Raw genomic sequence first — 15,928 nt, 5'->3', positions numbered from 1 at the left:
CGCTCGGCCCTGCGGGCACGCGCGCGCCCGCCGCCACCTCGACGCACACATCACACGGCCCTTGTGCGACGAACACCCACATCACATTTCTGCAACTGTTCAGAAGGTTCCACGCTGTTAGCCTCGATCTTTCGTGACGGTCCGTCGGCTTCTTCGGCGGGCCGTTTCGGTTGTTCGGGTCGGTGGCGGGCGCGCTGATGGCCCGGCTGTCGCGTCGGGTGGGCGCCGGGTTCCACGGCTCCGGTCGGGGTGATGCTGCTCGCAGGGACGGGAACGTGCTGGTCAGCCGGGGTTTGGGAGAGCTTCGAGCCGCGCCAGCGCGTCGGTGATCACGTCGGTCCAGGGCCAGCGGCGTGCGAACCTCAGGTGCCGGCGGCGGGCGGTCGTGACGATCTGGGCGGCGGCGGAGAGAAGGCGGAACCGGAGACGGCGGGGCTCCCACCTGCGGATTGCGCCGGTCAGAGCGAGCATCGGCATCCAGGCCAGCAGGTCCAGGGCGAGCTGGACGATCTCCAGCCAGATCTGGTTCTGCGCGGTGTCGTGCAGGGGCAGGTTGCGCAGGCCGGTGGCCCGCGCGGCCCGGATGCGGTCCTCGGCCCGTGCCCGCTGGCGGTGCCGCAGCTCCAGTGCCGCGATCGGCATGTCGGTGGTGTTGGTGGCGAAGCAGGTCAGCCGCAGTCCGTCAGCGTCGGTGATCCGCAACTGTGCGCCGGGATGGGGCCGTTCCTTCCGCACGATCATCCGCATTCCCTTCGGCCAGCCCTTGAGGCAGCCGCCGGTGATCTCGGCGACCCACGCCCCGTCCCGGATCTCGCCGCCGGGCTCGATCGCTGCCGTCCAGGCCGGGGCGGGAACCTTGAGGACGGCCTGGTGAATCTGCTCAGTGATGGTCATGCCGACCGAGTACGACAGCCACCGGCCGCGCTGGGCGAGCCAGGCGACGAACTCGTGGGTGCCGCCGCCGGAGTCGGTACGGATCAGCGTCCGGCGTCCGCGCCGGTACTTCTTCGGTAGTTGCGCCAAGGCGAGTTGGGCCGTGGTGATGTGGTCGGCGGCGGTGTTGCTGCCTGCGTTGCCCGGTCTGAGCAGGCCGGCGACCGGCTCACCGCTCCCGCCGCTTCCGTGATCCACGAAGCCCATCAGGGGGTGGTGTCCGAAGGTCTTCTTCCAGGTCGCGGTGGCGTCCTGCTTCTCGGAGTGGGCCAGCACGAGCACCCCGTCCAGGTCCACGATCACCTGCCCCGCGGCATCCGGCGCCGCAGCGCCGGCCAGCTTCCAGACGCGCTCACGCGCTTCGGCCCGAGCGGCCCTTATAGCGGACAGGGCCTTCGGCCCAGCTGCGGCGAGGGCGTCGACGAGCCGGGAGACCGTCGGGTCGGAGGCCACCGGCCCGAACACGCCGGGCTCGGCCCGCAGCGTCCCGACATCCGCGAGGCAGTCCCCGCCCATCGCGACCGCGAGGGCCACGTCCAGCAGGATCTTCCCCGGATCGTGCACCGCCCGCGGCCGCCGCCACGGCGCAAGCGCCGCCGATATCGCCTGGTCCAGCCCGGCCTTGCGGACCGTCTCGACCAGCAGCACGGCCCCGGCCTGGGACACCACCCCACGGCCACCGCCCTCGACGCGGACGCGTGGATAGGACCCGATACGCTTCTTCACCTGGGAAGTGCCTCCGACGGTGGCAGGAACAAGGACCTCGACAATCCTCATTCTTGCTGGTCAGAGGCACTTTTCGCTTACCTGACCACCCGTCGGACAGCCCGCTTCATGAAAGCGCGAGGCTAGTAGGGCTTGGTCAGGTTGGGGTTGGTGTGGGTATGTCGCGGTGACAGGTGGGGCAGGCGCCGTTCCAGGAGGCGAGGAGGGTCTGTAGTTCGCGGACGACCTGGTAGAGGCTCAGGCCGGCGGCCGGGTCTTTTGGGGCTCTGGCCAGTCGCTGGAGGGTGCAGAAGGCGTGGGCGACGGAGACGAGGGTGACGTGGTGGTGCCAGCCGCCCCAGGTACGGAGCCTTTTCAACCTGACCGCGATGCCGAGCTGTTGGGGGTCAACGGGCTGTACGGGACGAAGCTCCTGGTAGACGGGTTCTCGACCAAGATCACCCGTGTCCGCCAGGAGCTCTCGTGCTTGTCTACCCATCCTCGATCGATCTGTCCAGCAGCACCCTGCGGTACCTGACCGAGCAGCTCGCAGTTCGGCAACGGGAGATCGGTACGCGGTGGCGACGACTACCCGCCGGCCGTCAGGCCCTGCTCGCACTGGCCCACCTGCGGTGCGGAGACACCTACGCCCAGCTTGCCGCCAGCTTCGGAATCGGCATCGCAACTGTCTACCGGTACATACGCGAGGCCATCGAAGTTCTGGCCGCTCTCGCACCGACCCTGGCCGATGCGATGGAGACCGCCCGGACGAAGGCATTCGTGATCCTGGACGGCACCCTGCTGCCGATCGACCGGATTGCCGCCGACGCCCCGTATTACTCGGGCAAGCACAAACGGCACGGCATGAACGTGCAGGTCCTCACCGACCCGTTCGGTCGACTGCTCTGGGCATCCCCGGCCCTGCCCGGCTCCACCCACGACCTGACGGCCGCACGAACGCACGAGATCGTCGACGCGCTCGCCGCCGCGGGACTGAAATGCTGGGCGGACAAGGCGTACCAAGGCGCCGGCCGGCACATCCGAGTCCCCTTCCGGGGCCGCCGGCTCAAGCGATGGAAGCAACGACACAACAGCAGCCACGCCAAGATCCGGTGCGTCGGCGAGCAGGCCATGGCCGTCCTGAAAGGCTGGCGCCTACTGCGGAAGCTCCGCTGCAGCACCAACCGGATCACCAACATCGTGAAGGCCGTCCTCGTCCTTCACCACGCCTCAACATGAGGTTGGAAAAAGCTCATTGGGGCGAGTCAACTGCGACAGGTGCAGCACAGCCTGGGCGCCGGCGTTCTCAGGCAGCCTCGTAGCTCATCCGGAGCAACGGCTCAGCGCGACTCAGATCGCCCTCCGGCCGAAGACGGACCTCGACATCACCAGTGCCGTGGTGGCCGATCTGGCTGACATCCCGGGTGAAGCCCCCAACGAGGTCCACGTCCTTGGGGTCAAGCCGGAGCGTAACCACGACCTCCTGCCGGTGGGCGTGACTGACGCATGCGAAGTTCCGCAGCCGCCTGTACGCGCGGTACTGCTTGCGGTCAACGCTGCTCACATCGTCTCCCAGCCCCTGGAGCAGTTCGTCGAGCGCGCTGCGCAGCCCGGCAATGGGGTCCTCACGCATGCCGACCGACGTGCTCGGTCGGCGACGACGCTGTTCGCTGCGCTCCTGTGCCCCGGCAGTCGTTTTGGCGACCGGTTCGAGGGCGAGCAGCCCTGTCCCGAAGTAGCTGTAGCGGACGAGGTCGATGGTGCGTCGAATCTCGCGCACGGCGTGGAGGTCGTAGCGGGTGTAGTCCTCCGCGACGCAGATCAGCCGAGGGCTGCTCCACAGCACCTGGGAAGCAATGTCTGAGCCGAGACGCTCGCGGACCAACTGCTGGAACTCGGCCCGATGGTCGGTCAGCCACGCGAGGTAGAACAACCCCTGGGTAATGACGCCGACGTCGCGGCCTCGCTTGTACTCGACCACGACCGGCGAGCCGTTCTCGTCCAGGCCTAGCGAATCGATCCGGCCGCGATGAACCGGTCCGGTGCTGTACTCGCTGGCCAGGAACCGGACCCCCAGCATGGCCTCCATGTTCGCCTCGACCACGTCCTGCAGGTGACGCTCCACCTCTGCAGGGCGTGCAGCGATCTCGACCGCGCTTCCCCCGGCCACATCGAACAGCCTCAGCCCCGACACCCCCATAGCTCGTGCTTCGCAGGCCTCAACGCTGAGGGAGCCCGGATTGTTTCCGGCGAAGCCATCGGTGTCGGATGGCGGGCGAGCACGAGACGGGTGAACGCGTGCTGGCCTCAGACCGCAGTGCTCTCTTCACAGGCGGTAGCGCGGCACGGTCAGGCTCCGGGGAGCCGTCTTCACCGGCCCGGCGGGCGCGGACGGCACCCGGTCCAGCGTCGGCGGCCCGAGGCGGAGCCGGCGTACCGGGTGGCGCAGGAGGCAGGACGTGCACGGTGCGGACCGCCGCGCCCTCGTGCCCGGCGAGTTCGGCCCGACCACGGCCAGGATGCTCTCCCCTTGGGCGAGGATGTTGCCGCTGGCGGCCGTGGCGCCATGCCGCGCTGAGTCACCATCAGGCCGCGGACCTCTTCCGGCAACGCCGTTCATCGCCCTGCCTCCCGGAAGCCCACCTCGCCGAGAGTGCAGGACGCCGCTGCGACGACCGCTGCAGGGGTTGTCGACTTCCTACAAGCGGTAACACCAGGCGATCAGACTCTCGGACCGGCCCTTGGGAAGCGCAATGGGCAACCCGACCGTCACGTAGCCGGGAACAACTTCCAGACAAGCGCAGATCGCCGACGAAGCCGCTTCGACGTCTGTACCTGCACGAAGTCTCACCTGACGCAGCGTCAGGAAAGTCAGCATTGGGTCAGCATTCGTAGACACACACCCACCCACGGACGCCCACAGAGGGGGAAGGCCCCGCACCATCGAAGGGCAAGCGCGGGGCGCGATCGGAAGCGCCGAGGCTTCAGTAACCGGAAGGCGCCTGACCCGCGCCCCGCGGGGCCGCCTCACTCCAGATATCGCAGGTCAGCGCACTCGGCCGCGTGGTTTGAGGTGGGCCGGGGGCAGGTCAGGAGCCAAAAGCGGAGGGCCGTCATACCCCTTCACCTCGCCGAATCTGGTCCCATTCATCCAGTCCTCGCGGGCCTGTGCGATATCCTCATGGGAGCGGCCAATCCAGTTCCAGAACATGACGATCTCCTCCTCGAACGGCTCGCCGCCCAGCAGCATCAGGCCCGCGTCCGAGAGGGCGTGCAGGGGGAGTTCGGTGCGGCCGCAGCCGAGGTAGAGCATCGAGCCCGGGAGGACGGGGACGTCGTCGACGCGGGCCTCGCCCGACATCGACAGGACCGCGTACTCGAAGTCCGGGTCCAGCGGGAGGCGGGTCTCGGTGCCGGCCGCGAGGGTGAGGTCCGCGCCGACGATGGGGGTGTACGCCGTGCCGGGCGAGGTCGCCGTGTCGAGGGTGCCCAGGATCACGGTCGCGGTGAGGCCCGGGGCGGTGACCGTCGGAAGGTCGGCGTGGTGCTGGAAGTGGGGGTCCACGTCCCGGTGGGCGTCCGGCAGGGCCACCCACAGCTGGGCGCCGTGCAGGAAGCGGGCGTGCGGGCGGGGGCTCTCCTCGGAGTGGCTGATGCCCCGGCCCGATGTCATCAGGCCCAGCTCGCGCGGGCGGATCGTGGCGAGGCTGCCGACGCTGTCGCGGTGCAGGACCTCGCCCTCGTGGAGCCAGCTGACCGTCTGGAGGCCGGTGTGCGGGTGCGGAGCGACCTGCATGCCGGGCTCGTCCGCGATGTCGTCCGGGCCGTAGTGGTCGACGAAGCACCAGGCCCCCACCATGCGGCGGCCCAGGTTCGGCAGGAGGCGGCGGACCTCGGTGGCCTCCCCGAGCTTGACGGTGCGCGGGCTGAGGAGTTCGCGGACCGGTTCGGCGACGACGAAGCCGCGGCCGCCGCACGTGGCGAGAGCGGGCTGGCGATCGAGATTGCTCATACGGCACAACTTAACGCCGCCGGGCCCGGCAGCCCCCGTTCCGCTTCGCGGAATGTCCGTCCGCGCGACGGTGTTGCAGGCACCGACGACGGACAGCGGACACCAGAGCGAGCGGAAAGGACCGACGGGCATGGACGTGAGGACGGGGAGCATGGCGAAGGACACGGCCGGGGACGCGTACCACACGCACGGGACGACCGCCGAGCGCTGGGCGCGCGGGCAGCTGTTCTTCGAGGCCCGGGAGTACGCGACGGCCGCCCGCGTCCTGGTGTCGGTCGCCGAGGAGGCCCCGGAGCAGCTCGCTCCGCGGCTGCTGCTGGCCCGCGCCTATTACCACTCCGCGCAGCTCTCCCGCGCCGAGTCCGAGCTGCGCGCCATCCTGGAGCGGTGGCCGGTGGAGGACTACGCGCGCCTGATGCTCGGCCGCACCCTGGAGCGGCGCGGCCGGGCCGACGAGGCCCGCCCGCACCTGCGGATGGCGGCGGCGATGGCCGGGGAGTTCCCTCAGTAGGGCGCCGTCCGGCCCCGCGTGTGCGGGGCCGGGGGGCGGCCTCGGCTAGCCTGGGTTCCATATGAACCGCCTGACCACGCCTTTCGGCTCCTACGAACTCACCCGCTTCCCCGTCGACCCGCGCGACCAGCTCCGCGCCTGGGACGCCGCCGACGAGTACCTGCTGCGTCATCTCGACGCCGGTACCGGCGAGCGCGGCCCGGTGGACCTGGCCGGCGCCGGGCAGGTCACCGTGATCGGTGACCGCTGGGGGGCGCTGACGACGGCCCTGGCCGCGTACCGTCCCACGCAGATCACCGACTCCTCGCTGACCCGCGCCGCCACCGAGGCGAACCTGGACCGGGCCGGCATCGGCACCGCGAAGTCCACGGTGACCCTGCTGACCACGCAGGACGCGCCGCCCGCGCGGATCGACGTCCTGCTGGTCAGGGTGCCCAAGAGCCTGGCGCTGCTGGAGGACCAGCTCCACCGGCTGGCCCCGCACGTGCACGAGGGCACCGTGGTCGTCGGCACCGGCATGGTGAAGGAGATCCACACCTCCACGCTGCGCCTGTTCGAGAAGATCCTCGGGCCGACGAAGACCTCGCTCGCCGAGAAGAAGGCCCGCCTGATCTTCTGCACCCCCACCGGCCCGGGCGCGGCCCGACCGGCGGGCGCGGACCCGTGGCCGGTGACGTACACCGTGGACGAGGACGGGGGCTCGGGCGCCGGGCTGAAGGTGGTCAACCACGCCGGGATCTTCTGCGCGGACCGGCTGGACGTCGGCACGCGCTTCTTCCTCCAGAGCATCCCGACCAACACGGACGGGGCCCGGGTCGTGGACCTGGGCTGCGGCAACGGTGTCGTCGGCACGGCGGTCGCCGTCGCCGACCCGGACGCCGAGGTCGTCTTCACGGACGAGTCGTACCAGGCGGTCGCCTCGGCGCGGGCGACCTACGAGGCCAACGTCCCGCCGGGCCGGCGTACGGCGGAGTTCCGGGTCGGCGACGGGGTCGCGATGCTGGAGCCCGGTTCGGTGGACCTGGTGCTGAACAACCCGCCCTTCCACTCGCACCAGGCGACGACGGACGCGACGGCGCTGCGCATGTTCGCGCAGTCCCGCAAGGTGCTGCGCACCGGCGGCGAGCTGTGGGTGGTGGCCAACCGCCACATGGGTTACCACACGCACCTGCAGCGGCTCTTCGGCAACAGCGAAGTCGTCGCGAGCGAGCCGAAGTTCGTGGTCCTGCGGGCGGTCAAGCGGGAGGCGCGGCAGCGCCCCATGTGACCTGCCGGTACGTCCTACACTCGGCCGCGTGAGCAACGGGGCGCGGACGGACACGGGCGGGGAGCGGCGTTACCGCCGCGAGGAGGTGGCCCGGGCGGCGGGCGTCAAGGTGCGCAACCTGCGCTACTACCAGGAGCGCGGACTGCTCCCGCCGCCGCGCCGCGAGGGCCGGATCGCCTGGTACTCCGACGACCACCTGACCCGGCTGCGCCTGGTCAGCGACCTGCTGGGGCGCGGCTACACCGTCAACGGCATCGCGGAGCTGCTCTCCGCCTGGGAGCAGGGCGGCGGCCTGTCCCAGCTCCTGGGCCTGGAGCGGGAGATGACCCGGGACTGGGTGCAGGAGGACCCGGTGTCGATGACCCGGGCCGAGCTGCGGGAGCTGTTCGGCCCGGCGGCTTCGGCCGAGGACACCCGGCGGGCGGCCGAGCTGGGCTACGTACGTCTGGACGGGGACCGGGTCACGTATCCGAGCCGGCGGCTGCTGGAGGCCACGGTGGCCCTGGTGCGGCAGGGGGTGCCGCTGACGGAGATCCTGGACGCCGGGGACTTCGTCCAGGCTCAGGCCGCCGCGCTCGCGGACCGGTTCGTGGGACTGTTCCGCCGGCATGTGATCGGCCCGGACGGGCTGGAGCAGCTTTCGGCCACCCAGCTGGATCACATCCGCGAGGCGGTGAAGGCCCTGCGGCCGGTCGCGGGCGAGGTGGTGGCCGCGGAGTTCGCGCGGGCGATGGCACGGCGGGTGGAGGCGGAGGTAGCCGAACTGCTGCGTACGGAGCAGTAGGAGTCGGCCGAAAAGGTGCGCTCACGCAACCTTGCCAACCACCATTGGCACTCTTACATTCAACTCGTCGGTAACAAAGGTGCACAGCCGAGATAAGGGACGATCTCATGGCAAGCTCACCGAACTTATCCGAACCGCCCGGCGGGGAAGGCGTGGCCTCCCCGGACGCCGCGGACGCCGCCGACAGAGGTGAGGGACGGGTCCGCTGGCGCCGCTTCGCCCTGTTGACCCTGCCCGCCGTGGCGGTGACCGCGGGGCTGGGCATCGCCCTCGCGCAGGGGGCGCTCGCGGCCTCCTTCGCGGTGTCGGGGCAGCAGTTCAAGGTGTCGGCGACGAGCCTGGAGGGCGAGGGCTTCGCGCAGTACGGCAGCGTCGACGTCAACGCCCGCGAGGAGCTGATCCCCGTGGCGGTCACCGCCATCAAGGAGGCCAAGCTGCACAGCCTCTGCCAGTCGGTGGTCACCACCCTCCCGATCGTCGGCGACATCTCGCTCAACCTGACCGCGGGCAAGAAGGACCCCGTCGAGGCCAGCAACCTGTTCGTGGACGCGACCCAGCTCGCCGGCGACGCGGTCTTCAAGAACATCGAGATCGGCCGCGACGCCTCCACCCTCGACAAGGGGCCGGCCGAGGCGGTCGGCATGCAGGACCTCTTCGCCCAGCAGGCCGACACGGTCACCATCTCCAACCTGCAGCAGACGGCGTGGGCGACCAACGCCGGCACCTTCAAGCTCTCCGGGCTGAGCATGAACATCAGCAAGGGCAAGAAGGAATGCTTCTGAGCCGCTGGCGGCGGTGGCGGCGCGGCCGGCCCTTCTGGGGCGGGCTCTTCGCGGTCCTGGCCGGGGCCTGGATCTGCGTACTGCCGCTGGCACCGCTGAAGATCATGCTCCAGCAGGGGGTGGCGGGGATCCCGTCCGTCCTGATGGGGATCATCATGATCGTCCTCGGTCTCACCGCCTGGTTCTCCCCCCGGCAGCGCTCCCTCGCCGGGGTCCTCACCACGCTCATCGCCACCGCCGCGCTGGTCCTGTCGAACCTCGGCGGGTTCCTGATCGGCACCCTGCTCGGCATCCTCGGCGGCGGGCTGATGTTCGCCTGGCAGCCGTACGCCGCCCCGCGCACCAGGGGCTCCGCCGCCCCCGCCCGGCCCTCCCCCGCCGGGGACTCCCCCACTCCGCACCCCGATCCCCAAGGAGCACAGCCATGAGCCGTACGCGTACCGCGCTCGCCCTCGGCATGGCGGCCGCGGCCGCCCTGACGGTGGCCTCCGCCACCGCCACCGCCGCGCCGTTACCGCTGGCCGGGTCGACGACCGTCACCCCGGCCGGGCACGCCTTCCAGGCCACCCTCAGCGGAAAGGCCACCCTCAAGGCCGGTTCGGTCACGGTGACCTGCACGGTCTCCGTCTCCACCGGCACGGTGCCGGCCGCCCCCGGCAACCACAACGCGGCCGGGCCCGTCTCCTCGCCCATCTCGCCGCCGACCTACAGCTCGTGTACGTCGAGCATGCCGGGCGTGACACCGACCGTGACCACCAGTGGCGCCTGGTCGGTGTCCATGCAGAACGGCTCCCCGATCACGGCCACCATGACGGTCCCGACCGGCGGTCTCGTCGTGCACACGACCGGACTCGCCACCTGCACCGTCACCGCCGCCCCCGGCGGTCCGGCGGCCGTGCCGGGTACCTGGGCCAACGGCGCCCCGTCGAGCCTGACCTTCACCAACGCCTCGGTCCCGGTCACGGTGACCGGTGGCTTCGGCTGCCCGACGAGCGCGACCGCGTCCACCTTCAACGCCGTCTACAAGGTCACCGACACCACCGACCCGGCGCAGCAGATCACCGTCGCCCCCTGACCGGGGCCGCCCCGCGCACCGCCGTCCCACCGTCGCCGGAACCCCGGTGACGGTGGGACGTGCCGCTGCGGCTACGGCTACGGACGCTCGACGACCACCCGGTAGTGCGTCGTGAGCCGCCCGTCGTCGCCGATCACGTGGAAGGCGACGGCCGGCGGCTCGTCGAGGTGGACGTGGTGGTCGGGATCCGTCTGCGTCTCCCAGGGCAGGCGCAGGGTGGACACCACCCCGGGCGCCACCAGCAGCGGGCGGCCCGCGAAGGTGGTCGCGGCCGCCGTGTGGGCGTGCCCGCACAGGAAGGCGAGCAGGTGGGGGTGGCGCTCCGCCAGGGCCGCGAGCCGCTCCTCACCGAACTGCCTGATCTCGTCCACGTACGGGGTGTGCAGCGGGACCGGCGGGTGGTGGAAGGCGACCAGCACCGGGACCTCGTGCGGGGTCCCGGTGAGGATGCCGTCGAGCCAGGCCAGCGTGGAGTCCTCCAGGTACCCTTCGTGCTTCCCGGGGACCGAGGAGTCGCACACGGCCAGGACGAAGCCCGCGCCGCGCAGCACCTGGTCGACGGGCTCCGCGGACGGCTCCTCCTGACCCAGCAGGACCTGGCGGAACGCGACGCGCTCGTCGTGGTTGCCGGGGCAGACGACGGCCGGGTGGCGGGTGGCGAGCACCTTCCGGGCCTCCTGGTACTCGGCCTCCGTCCCGTGATCGGCTATGTCACCGCTCATCAGGACCGCGTCCAGGTCGTACGGGAGGGCGTCCAGGTACTCCAGTACCGCGCGGGTGCGCTGGGCGGCGCGGGTCCCGCCGTCGAGGTGGACATCACTGAGCTGCGCGATCACGATCACGAACTGTGGCTCCTTCGTCGCCGGTGCGGGGCCGTCACCGGCGCGGCGCGTGACGGTCGGTCACGGCCCTCCCGGGGAGGGCGCGTTCGGCCCATTCAACAGGGTGTGCGCCCTGACACCACCCCCCGGACTCAGGGCCCGCCGCGCGGACGCCCGCGCCGGAGCCCGGTCAGGCCCCAGCCGGCCGCCGTGTGAGGGAGCGCCTGACGGCGGCGGTCGCCACGCGCACCTCCGACAGGACGGGCCCCTGGGCGATCAGGTCCGTCCCTGGCGTGACCCCGTGCCCGGCGTCGGTGACGGTCGCGCCCGCCGCCCGCGCTCCCGCCGCGGCCGGATCCCCGTCCTTGGCGGTGCCGATGCCGCGCAGGGGGTGGCCGAAGACCACCCCGTCCCCGGGGAGCGGTGCGATCAGCCGGTGCACGGCCCGTCGGCCGAGGGCTCGGTGGGGCCCGGGACCTGGCTGGCGGTGCTGCGGAGGGTGCCGTCGGCCGGGTCCAGGACGTGCAGGCCACTCTCGTCGGCCCCGGTCGTGTCGGGCAGGTCGTCCGAGCCGACGTACAGCTTCTTCGACTCGGGGTGGAGCAGCAGGTCGCGGGGGCGGCCGGCGGTGGTGAAGGCGGCCGTGGGCCGGTACGCGACCGCGCCCTGCGGTACGTCGGCCCGGGCCGCGGCCCCGTCGGCCGGTGCGGCCCGCGCCACCGTCGGGGCGAGGACGAGCCCGAGGGCGGTCGCCGCGGCGCCCGCGCGGCGGGGGCGAGGGGGTGGCGGGGTGTCAGGGCCGGTCATTTTTGAAGGTGACCGGGACGTGGACGTCGTAGGCGCGGTTGGCGGAGTCTAAGTGGTCGGCGCGCGTGACGACGGCGCACTCGACGGTGTCCCCGCAGATCCGGCCGTTGCCGAGATCGGCCTTGACGTGGATGGTGCCCCTGAAGGTGCCGCCGGGGCCGTAGGCGGAGGTGTTGGGGAGGGTGCCGCCGAAGGTGCTGTTGACCCAGTGGGAGGCGCCGATGCTGCCCGCCTGGTCCGAACCGCCCAGGCAGGGGGTGGGCTTGCCCGAGCCCTGGGGCCCGTTCGCCGCGCACAGGCCCACGGAGACGCCCTTGGCGGGGTTGAAGCCGCTACCGGTGACCGTGACGTTCCGCCCGGCAGCGGCGGCGGAGGCGGGCACGGTGAGCGCGAGGCGCCAGGTGCCGCCGCCGTCGGTGACCGTACGGGTGGAGGTGGCCGCAGAGGCGGCGCCGGCCGCGCCGAGCGCGAGGGCCACGGCGGCGGTGGCGGCGAAGGCCGCGCGGGCGGCGAGCCGTACGGCGGTGCGGGGCAGGAGGGCAGCGCGCATGGGAAGACGCCTTTCCGGGGAGGAGGTCGGCCTACTTAGGTAAGGCTAACCTAATGAAGATCGACGATGAACCTCTCCTCCCCGGTCCGGCCGGAACCCGGCAGCCTGTCCGGATCCACTTGCCGGCGCCCCCGCCCCCGCCTCACCGGCCGGGGCCCGCCGCTACCCCCGGTACGCCTCCAGCAGCCGCAGCCACACCTCACTGATCGTCGGGAAGGACGGAACCGCGTGCCACAGCCGCCCGATCGGCACCTCGCCCACCACCGCCACCGTCGCCGCGTGCACCAGTTCGGCCGCACCGGGCCCCACGAAGGTCGCGCCCAGGAGCACCTCCCGGTCGAGGTCGACGACCATCCGGGCCCGCCCCCGGTACCCGTCGGCGTACAGGCCCGCGCCGGAGACCCTGCCGAGGTCGTAGTCGACGGCGCGCACCCGGTGCCCGGCCCGCTCCGCCTCCGCGAGGGTCAGGCCGACCGCGGCGGCCTCCGGGTCGGTGAACACCGCCTGGGGCAGGGCCTCGGTATCGGCGGTGGCGGCGTGCGCGCCCCAGCGGGACGCGTCCAGGGGCGGCGATCCGGCCGCGCGGGCGGCGATGGCCGCGCCCGCGATCCTGGCCTGGTACTTGCCCTGGTGGGTGAGGAGCGCCCGGTGGTTGACGTCCCCGACGGCGTACAGCCAGTCGTGCCCGGGGACCCGGCAGCCCTCGTCGACACCGATCCAGTCACCCGGGGTCAGCCCGACCGTGTCCAGCCCGATGTCCTCGGTCCGCGGCGCCCGCCCCGTAGCCATCAGCAGCTCGTCGCCCTCCAGGGCCTCGCCGCCCTCCAGCACCACGGTCACCGGCCCGGTCGGGCCGTCCCGTACGACCGCCTCGACCGCCACCCCGGTGCGCACCACCGCGCCGGCTTCGGTCAGCGCCTCGACGACCAGCTCGCCCGCGAAGGGTTCCATCCTCGGCAGCATCCCCGACCCCCGTACGAGGACGGTCACCCGGGACCCGAGGGCCTGCCAGGCCGTGGCCATCTCGGCGGCCACCACGGAACCGCCCACGATCAGCAGCCGGCCGGGCACCTCCCGGGCGGAGGTGGCCTCACGGCTGGTCCAGGGGCGGGCCCCGGCGATCCCGGGGAGGTCCGGGACCACGGCCCGGGTGCCGGTGGCGACGACCACGGCGTGCCGGGCGGCGAGGACGTGGTGCTCCCCCTCGGGACTGGTGACGGCGACCTTGCGGACCCCGTACAGGCGGCCGTGGCCGCGGTAGAGATGGGCGCCGATGGAGTCCAGCCAGTCGAGCTGGCCGTCGTCCTTCCAGTCACCCGTCCAGTAGTCGCGGTGCGCGAACACCGCCTCCGCGTCGAGCGGCCCCCGGACCGCCCCCGCCAGTCCGGGCACCCGGCGCGCCTCCGACCGGGCGAGCGCCGGGCGCAGCAGGGCCTTGCTGGGGACGCAGGCCCAGTACGAGCACTCCCCTCCGACGAGTTCGCTCTCCACCAGCGCCGTGCTCAGCCCGGCGGCGCGGGTCCGGTCGACGATGTTCTCGCCGGCCGGGCCCCCACCGAGCACCACGACGTCGTACTCCACCGCTTCAGTCATGCGGTCCAGTGTCACCGCAGCGCGGGGGACACGTCCCGCAAGGTCAGGCCTCCGGCGTGCCGGGGGTCCCGTCCGCGCCCCCGGCCGGGGCGGACTCGGCGATCTTCGCCCGGACCTCGTCCATGTCCAGGGCGCGGGCCTGCCCGATGAGGTCGGTCAGCGCCGCCTCGGGCAGCGCTCCGGGCTGAGCGAAGATGGCGACCTGGTCCCGGACGATCATCAGCGTCGGGATCGAGGCGATCTGGAAGGCCGCCGCCAGCTCCTGCTGCGCCTCGGTGTCCACCTTGGCGAAGACCAGGTCGGGGTTGGCCTCGGCGGCCTTCTCGTAGACCGGGGCGAACTGCAGGCAGGGGCGGCACCAGCCCGCCCAGAAGTCGATCAGCACGAACGGGTTCTCGCTGACCGTCCGGTCGAAGTTCTCCTTGGTGAGTTCGACTGTAGCCACGGTGTCCGGACCTCCTGATCGCAGTGTGTCCTGCTGGAACGATCGGCCGGCCCGCCGCATTCCTCCGTCGGCGGCAGGACCTAGAACGGGTGGGCCGGCGGGGTGGTGCGGGCCGTGGTCCAGCGCAGCTCGGTGAAGGCGTCGAGGTTGGCCTCGCCGCCGAAGCGGGCGCCCGTACCGGAGGCGCCGACCCCGCCGAAGGGGGCCACCGCCTCGTCGTTCACGGTCTGGTCGTTGATGTGCGCGATGCCGGTCGGGATGCGTTCGGCCAGCTCCATGCCGTGTCCCGCGTCGCGGGTGACGATGCCCAGGGAGAGTCCGTAGGGGCCCGCCGAGGCCAGCTCCACCGCCTCCTCCTCCGTCGCGAAGGACCGTACGGGTGCCACCGGACCGAAGACCTCCTCCGCGTAGGCGGGGGTGTCGTCGGCCACCCCGGCGAGCACGGTCGGCCGGTAGAACAGGTCCCGGTGGGTGCCGCCCGCGACCAGCTTGGCGCCCTGCTCCACGCTGGCCTCGACCAGGCCGTGGACCCTCTCCAGCTGGGTCCGGTCGAGCAGCGGGCCGAGGTGCACGGGCTCGCGGTGCGGGTCGCCGACGGCCAGGGCCTCGGCGCGGGCGGCGAGCCGTTCCACGTACTCGTCGTAGAGCGAGGCGTGGACGAGGTGGCGTCCCGCGGTCATGCAGATCTGGCCCTGGTGGAAGAAGGAGCCCCAGGAGGCCTGTGCGACGGCGGCCTCGACGTCCGCGTCGGCGAGCACGACGAGCGCGGAGTTCCCGCCCAACTCCAGGTGCGCGCGGGTGAGGTGACGGCCCGCCAGTTCACCGACGGAGCGCCCCGCGGCGGTCGAGCCGGTGAAGGACACGACGCGCACGCGCGGGTCGGCCACCACCGCGGAGCCCGTCCGCGCCCCGCCCGGCAGGACGTGCAGCAGCCCGGCCGGCAGTCCGGCGGCGGCGAACACGGCGGCGAGGGCGAGGCCGCCGCAGACGGCGGTGCGGCGGTCCGGCTTGAGCAGGACCGCGTTGCCGAGCGCGAGCGCGGGCGCCACGGAGCGAATCGAGAGGATCAGCGGGGCGTTGAAGGGGGCGATCACCCCGACCACCCCCGCCGGCACGCGCCGGGTGAAGGAGAGCCGGGGCGCCTCGCTGGGCAGTACCTGCCCGACCGGGCGGGAGGCCAGCGCGGCGGCCTCGTAGCACTCCTGGGCGGCGACGTGCAGCTCGAAGTCCGCCTTGCCGGGAATCGAGCCCGACTCCCGGACCAGCCATTCCCGCAGTTCACCGGCGTGGGCCGTGAACAGGTCCCCGGCGCGGCGCAGCACGGCCGCCCGCTCCGGGTGGCCGGCCCGCGCCCAGTCGCGCTGGGCGGCGCCGGCCCGTACGGCGGCCTCCCCCACGTCGGCGGGCCCGGCGAGGTCGAGGGTGGCGAGGGTACGGCCGGTCGCGGGTTCGACGACCGGGGCCGTGCCCCCGGTGAGGGTGGGTCCGTCCTGCCAGAGAGTCGGGTCGAGCAGCGGCATGACGCGGGGCCTCCGGATGGGGGTGGGCGGGGCGGGGTGCGGCAGCACGCGCCATCGTGCCAGACCGGGGGCACCACTTCTGTTCAGTTATTGGGCAGTTGACAGGATCCGGTGACCGGAAAC

At 72.3% G+C, this 15,928-nt stretch carries 18 protein-coding genes; 7 read left to right on the top strand and 11 right to left on the bottom strand.

All coding sequences use genetic code 11. The features are described 5' to 3' along the window. Positions 1 to 282: 282 nt before the first annotated feature. A complete protein-coding gene (locus ACEPPI_RS26625; RefSeq protein ID WP_373917788.1) occupies positions 283 to 1,659 on the bottom strand; it encodes an IS1380 family transposase in 1,377 nt (458 codons plus the stop codon). Positions 1,660 to 1,795: 136 nt separating this feature from the next. Further along, positions 1,796 to 2,017, bottom strand: coding sequence for a hypothetical protein (locus ACEPPI_RS26620; protein ID WP_373917794.1), 222 nt, complete (start codon positions 2,015 to 2,017; stop codon positions 1,796 to 1,798). 104 nt (positions 2,018 to 2,121) lie between these two features. On the opposite strand from ACEPPI_RS26620, the gene ACEPPI_RS26615 reads away from it, so the two are divergent. Continuing rightward, on the top strand, positions 2,122 to 2,877 hold the full coding sequence (locus tag ACEPPI_RS26615; RefSeq protein WP_373917787.1) for a transposase family protein: 756 nt from the start codon (positions 2,122 to 2,124) through the stop codon (positions 2,875 to 2,877). A 67-nt stretch (positions 2,878 to 2,944) separates the two neighbouring features. Here the strand turns inward: ACEPPI_RS26615 and ACEPPI_RS26610 are convergent, their stop codons facing one another. Then, positions 2,945 to 3,832, bottom strand: a complete 888-nt coding sequence (locus tag ACEPPI_RS26610; protein WP_373917786.1) for a DUF5655 domain-containing protein — start codon at positions 3,830 to 3,832, stop codon at positions 2,945 to 2,947. Positions 3,833 to 4,684: 852 nt separating this feature from the next. Continuing rightward, positions 4,685 to 5,650 carry a pirin family protein gene (locus tag ACEPPI_RS26605; RefSeq protein ID WP_373917785.1) on the bottom strand — a complete coding sequence of 322 codons (966 nt, stop codon included), beginning with the start codon at positions 5,648 to 5,650 and terminating at the stop codon, positions 4,685 to 4,687. A 151-nt stretch (positions 5,651 to 5,801) separates the two neighbouring features. Here ACEPPI_RS26605 and ACEPPI_RS26600 point away from each other — a divergent pair, with 151 nt between their 5' ends. The 6 genes from ACEPPI_RS26600 (at position 5,802) to ACEPPI_RS26575 (ending at position 10,069) form a co-directional block, all read left to right on the top strand. Beyond that, positions 5,802 to 6,161 carry a tetratricopeptide repeat protein gene (locus ACEPPI_RS26600; protein WP_373917784.1) on the top strand — a complete coding sequence of 120 codons (360 nt, stop codon included), beginning with the start codon at positions 5,802 to 5,804 and terminating at the stop codon, positions 6,159 to 6,161. 70 nt (positions 6,162 to 6,231) lie between these two features. Beyond that, entirely contained in the window at positions 6,232 to 7,428 is a 1,197-nt protein-coding gene (locus tag ACEPPI_RS26595; protein WP_373917793.1) for a methyltransferase, read from the top strand. A 28-nt stretch (positions 7,429 to 7,456) separates the two neighbouring features. Next, complete coding sequence (locus tag ACEPPI_RS26590) at positions 7,457 to 8,212, top strand: MerR family transcriptional regulator (RefSeq protein ID WP_373917783.1); 756 nt, start codon at positions 7,457 to 7,459, stop codon at positions 8,210 to 8,212. 224 nt (positions 8,213 to 8,436) lie between these two features. Then, positions 8,437 to 8,994 (top strand): DUF6230 family protein, encoded by a 558-nt coding sequence (locus ACEPPI_RS26585; RefSeq protein WP_373917792.1) that lies wholly within the window; start codon positions 8,437 to 8,439, stop codon positions 8,992 to 8,994. Next, a complete protein-coding gene (locus ACEPPI_RS26580; RefSeq protein ID WP_373917782.1) occupies positions 8,985 to 9,422 on the top strand; it encodes a DUF6114 domain-containing protein in 438 nt (145 codons plus the stop codon). The genes ACEPPI_RS26585 and ACEPPI_RS26580 overlap by 10 nt, the downstream gene beginning before the upstream one ends. Continuing rightward, entirely contained in the window at positions 9,419 to 10,069 is a 651-nt protein-coding gene (locus ACEPPI_RS26575; protein ID WP_373917781.1) for a hypothetical protein, read from the top strand. Before ACEPPI_RS26580 ends, ACEPPI_RS26575 begins: the two co-directional genes overlap by 4 nt. Positions 10,070 to 10,146: 77 nt before the next feature. Here ACEPPI_RS26575 and ACEPPI_RS26570 read toward each other — a convergent pair whose 3' ends face one another. From ACEPPI_RS26570 to ACEPPI_RS26540, 7 genes are all read right to left on the bottom strand, one after another. Next, positions 10,147 to 10,911, bottom strand: a complete 765-nt coding sequence (locus tag ACEPPI_RS26570; protein ID WP_373917780.1) for a metallophosphoesterase — start codon at positions 10,909 to 10,911, stop codon at positions 10,147 to 10,149. A 169-nt stretch (positions 10,912 to 11,080) separates the two neighbouring features. After that, positions 11,081 to 11,332 (bottom strand): hypothetical protein, encoded by a 252-nt coding sequence (locus ACEPPI_RS26565; protein ID WP_373917779.1) that lies wholly within the window; start codon positions 11,330 to 11,332, stop codon positions 11,081 to 11,083. After that, entirely contained in the window at positions 11,320 to 11,697 is a 378-nt protein-coding gene (locus ACEPPI_RS26560) for a hypothetical protein (protein WP_373917778.1), read from the bottom strand. Before ACEPPI_RS26560 ends, ACEPPI_RS26565 begins: the two co-directional genes overlap by 13 nt. Then, complete coding sequence (locus ACEPPI_RS26555) at positions 11,684 to 12,247, bottom strand: hypothetical protein (protein ID WP_373917777.1); 564 nt, start codon at positions 12,245 to 12,247, stop codon at positions 11,684 to 11,686. The genes ACEPPI_RS26560 and ACEPPI_RS26555 overlap by 14 nt, the downstream gene beginning before the upstream one ends. Positions 12,248 to 12,409: 162 nt before the next feature. Further along, positions 12,410 to 13,840, bottom strand: a complete 1,431-nt coding sequence (locus ACEPPI_RS26550; protein WP_373917776.1) for an NAD(P)/FAD-dependent oxidoreductase — start codon at positions 13,838 to 13,840, stop codon at positions 12,410 to 12,412. A gap of 43 nt (positions 13,841 to 13,883) precedes the next feature. After that, positions 13,884 to 14,285 (bottom strand): thioredoxin family protein, encoded by a 402-nt coding sequence (locus tag ACEPPI_RS26545; protein WP_373917775.1) that lies wholly within the window; start codon positions 14,283 to 14,285, stop codon positions 13,884 to 13,886. A gap of 80 nt (positions 14,286 to 14,365) precedes the next feature. Continuing rightward, entirely contained in the window at positions 14,366 to 15,805 is a 1,440-nt protein-coding gene (locus tag ACEPPI_RS26540) for an aldehyde dehydrogenase family protein (protein WP_373917774.1), read from the bottom strand. Positions 15,806 to 15,928 lie beyond the last annotated feature (123 nt).

It is taken from the genome of Streptomyces sp. AB3(2024), from assembly GCF_041862025.1.
In the GTDB taxonomy this organism is placed as follows: domain Bacteria; phylum Actinomycetota; class Actinomycetes; order Streptomycetales; family Streptomycetaceae; genus Streptomyces.
This window is presented reverse-complemented; position numbering and strand designations above follow the sequence as displayed.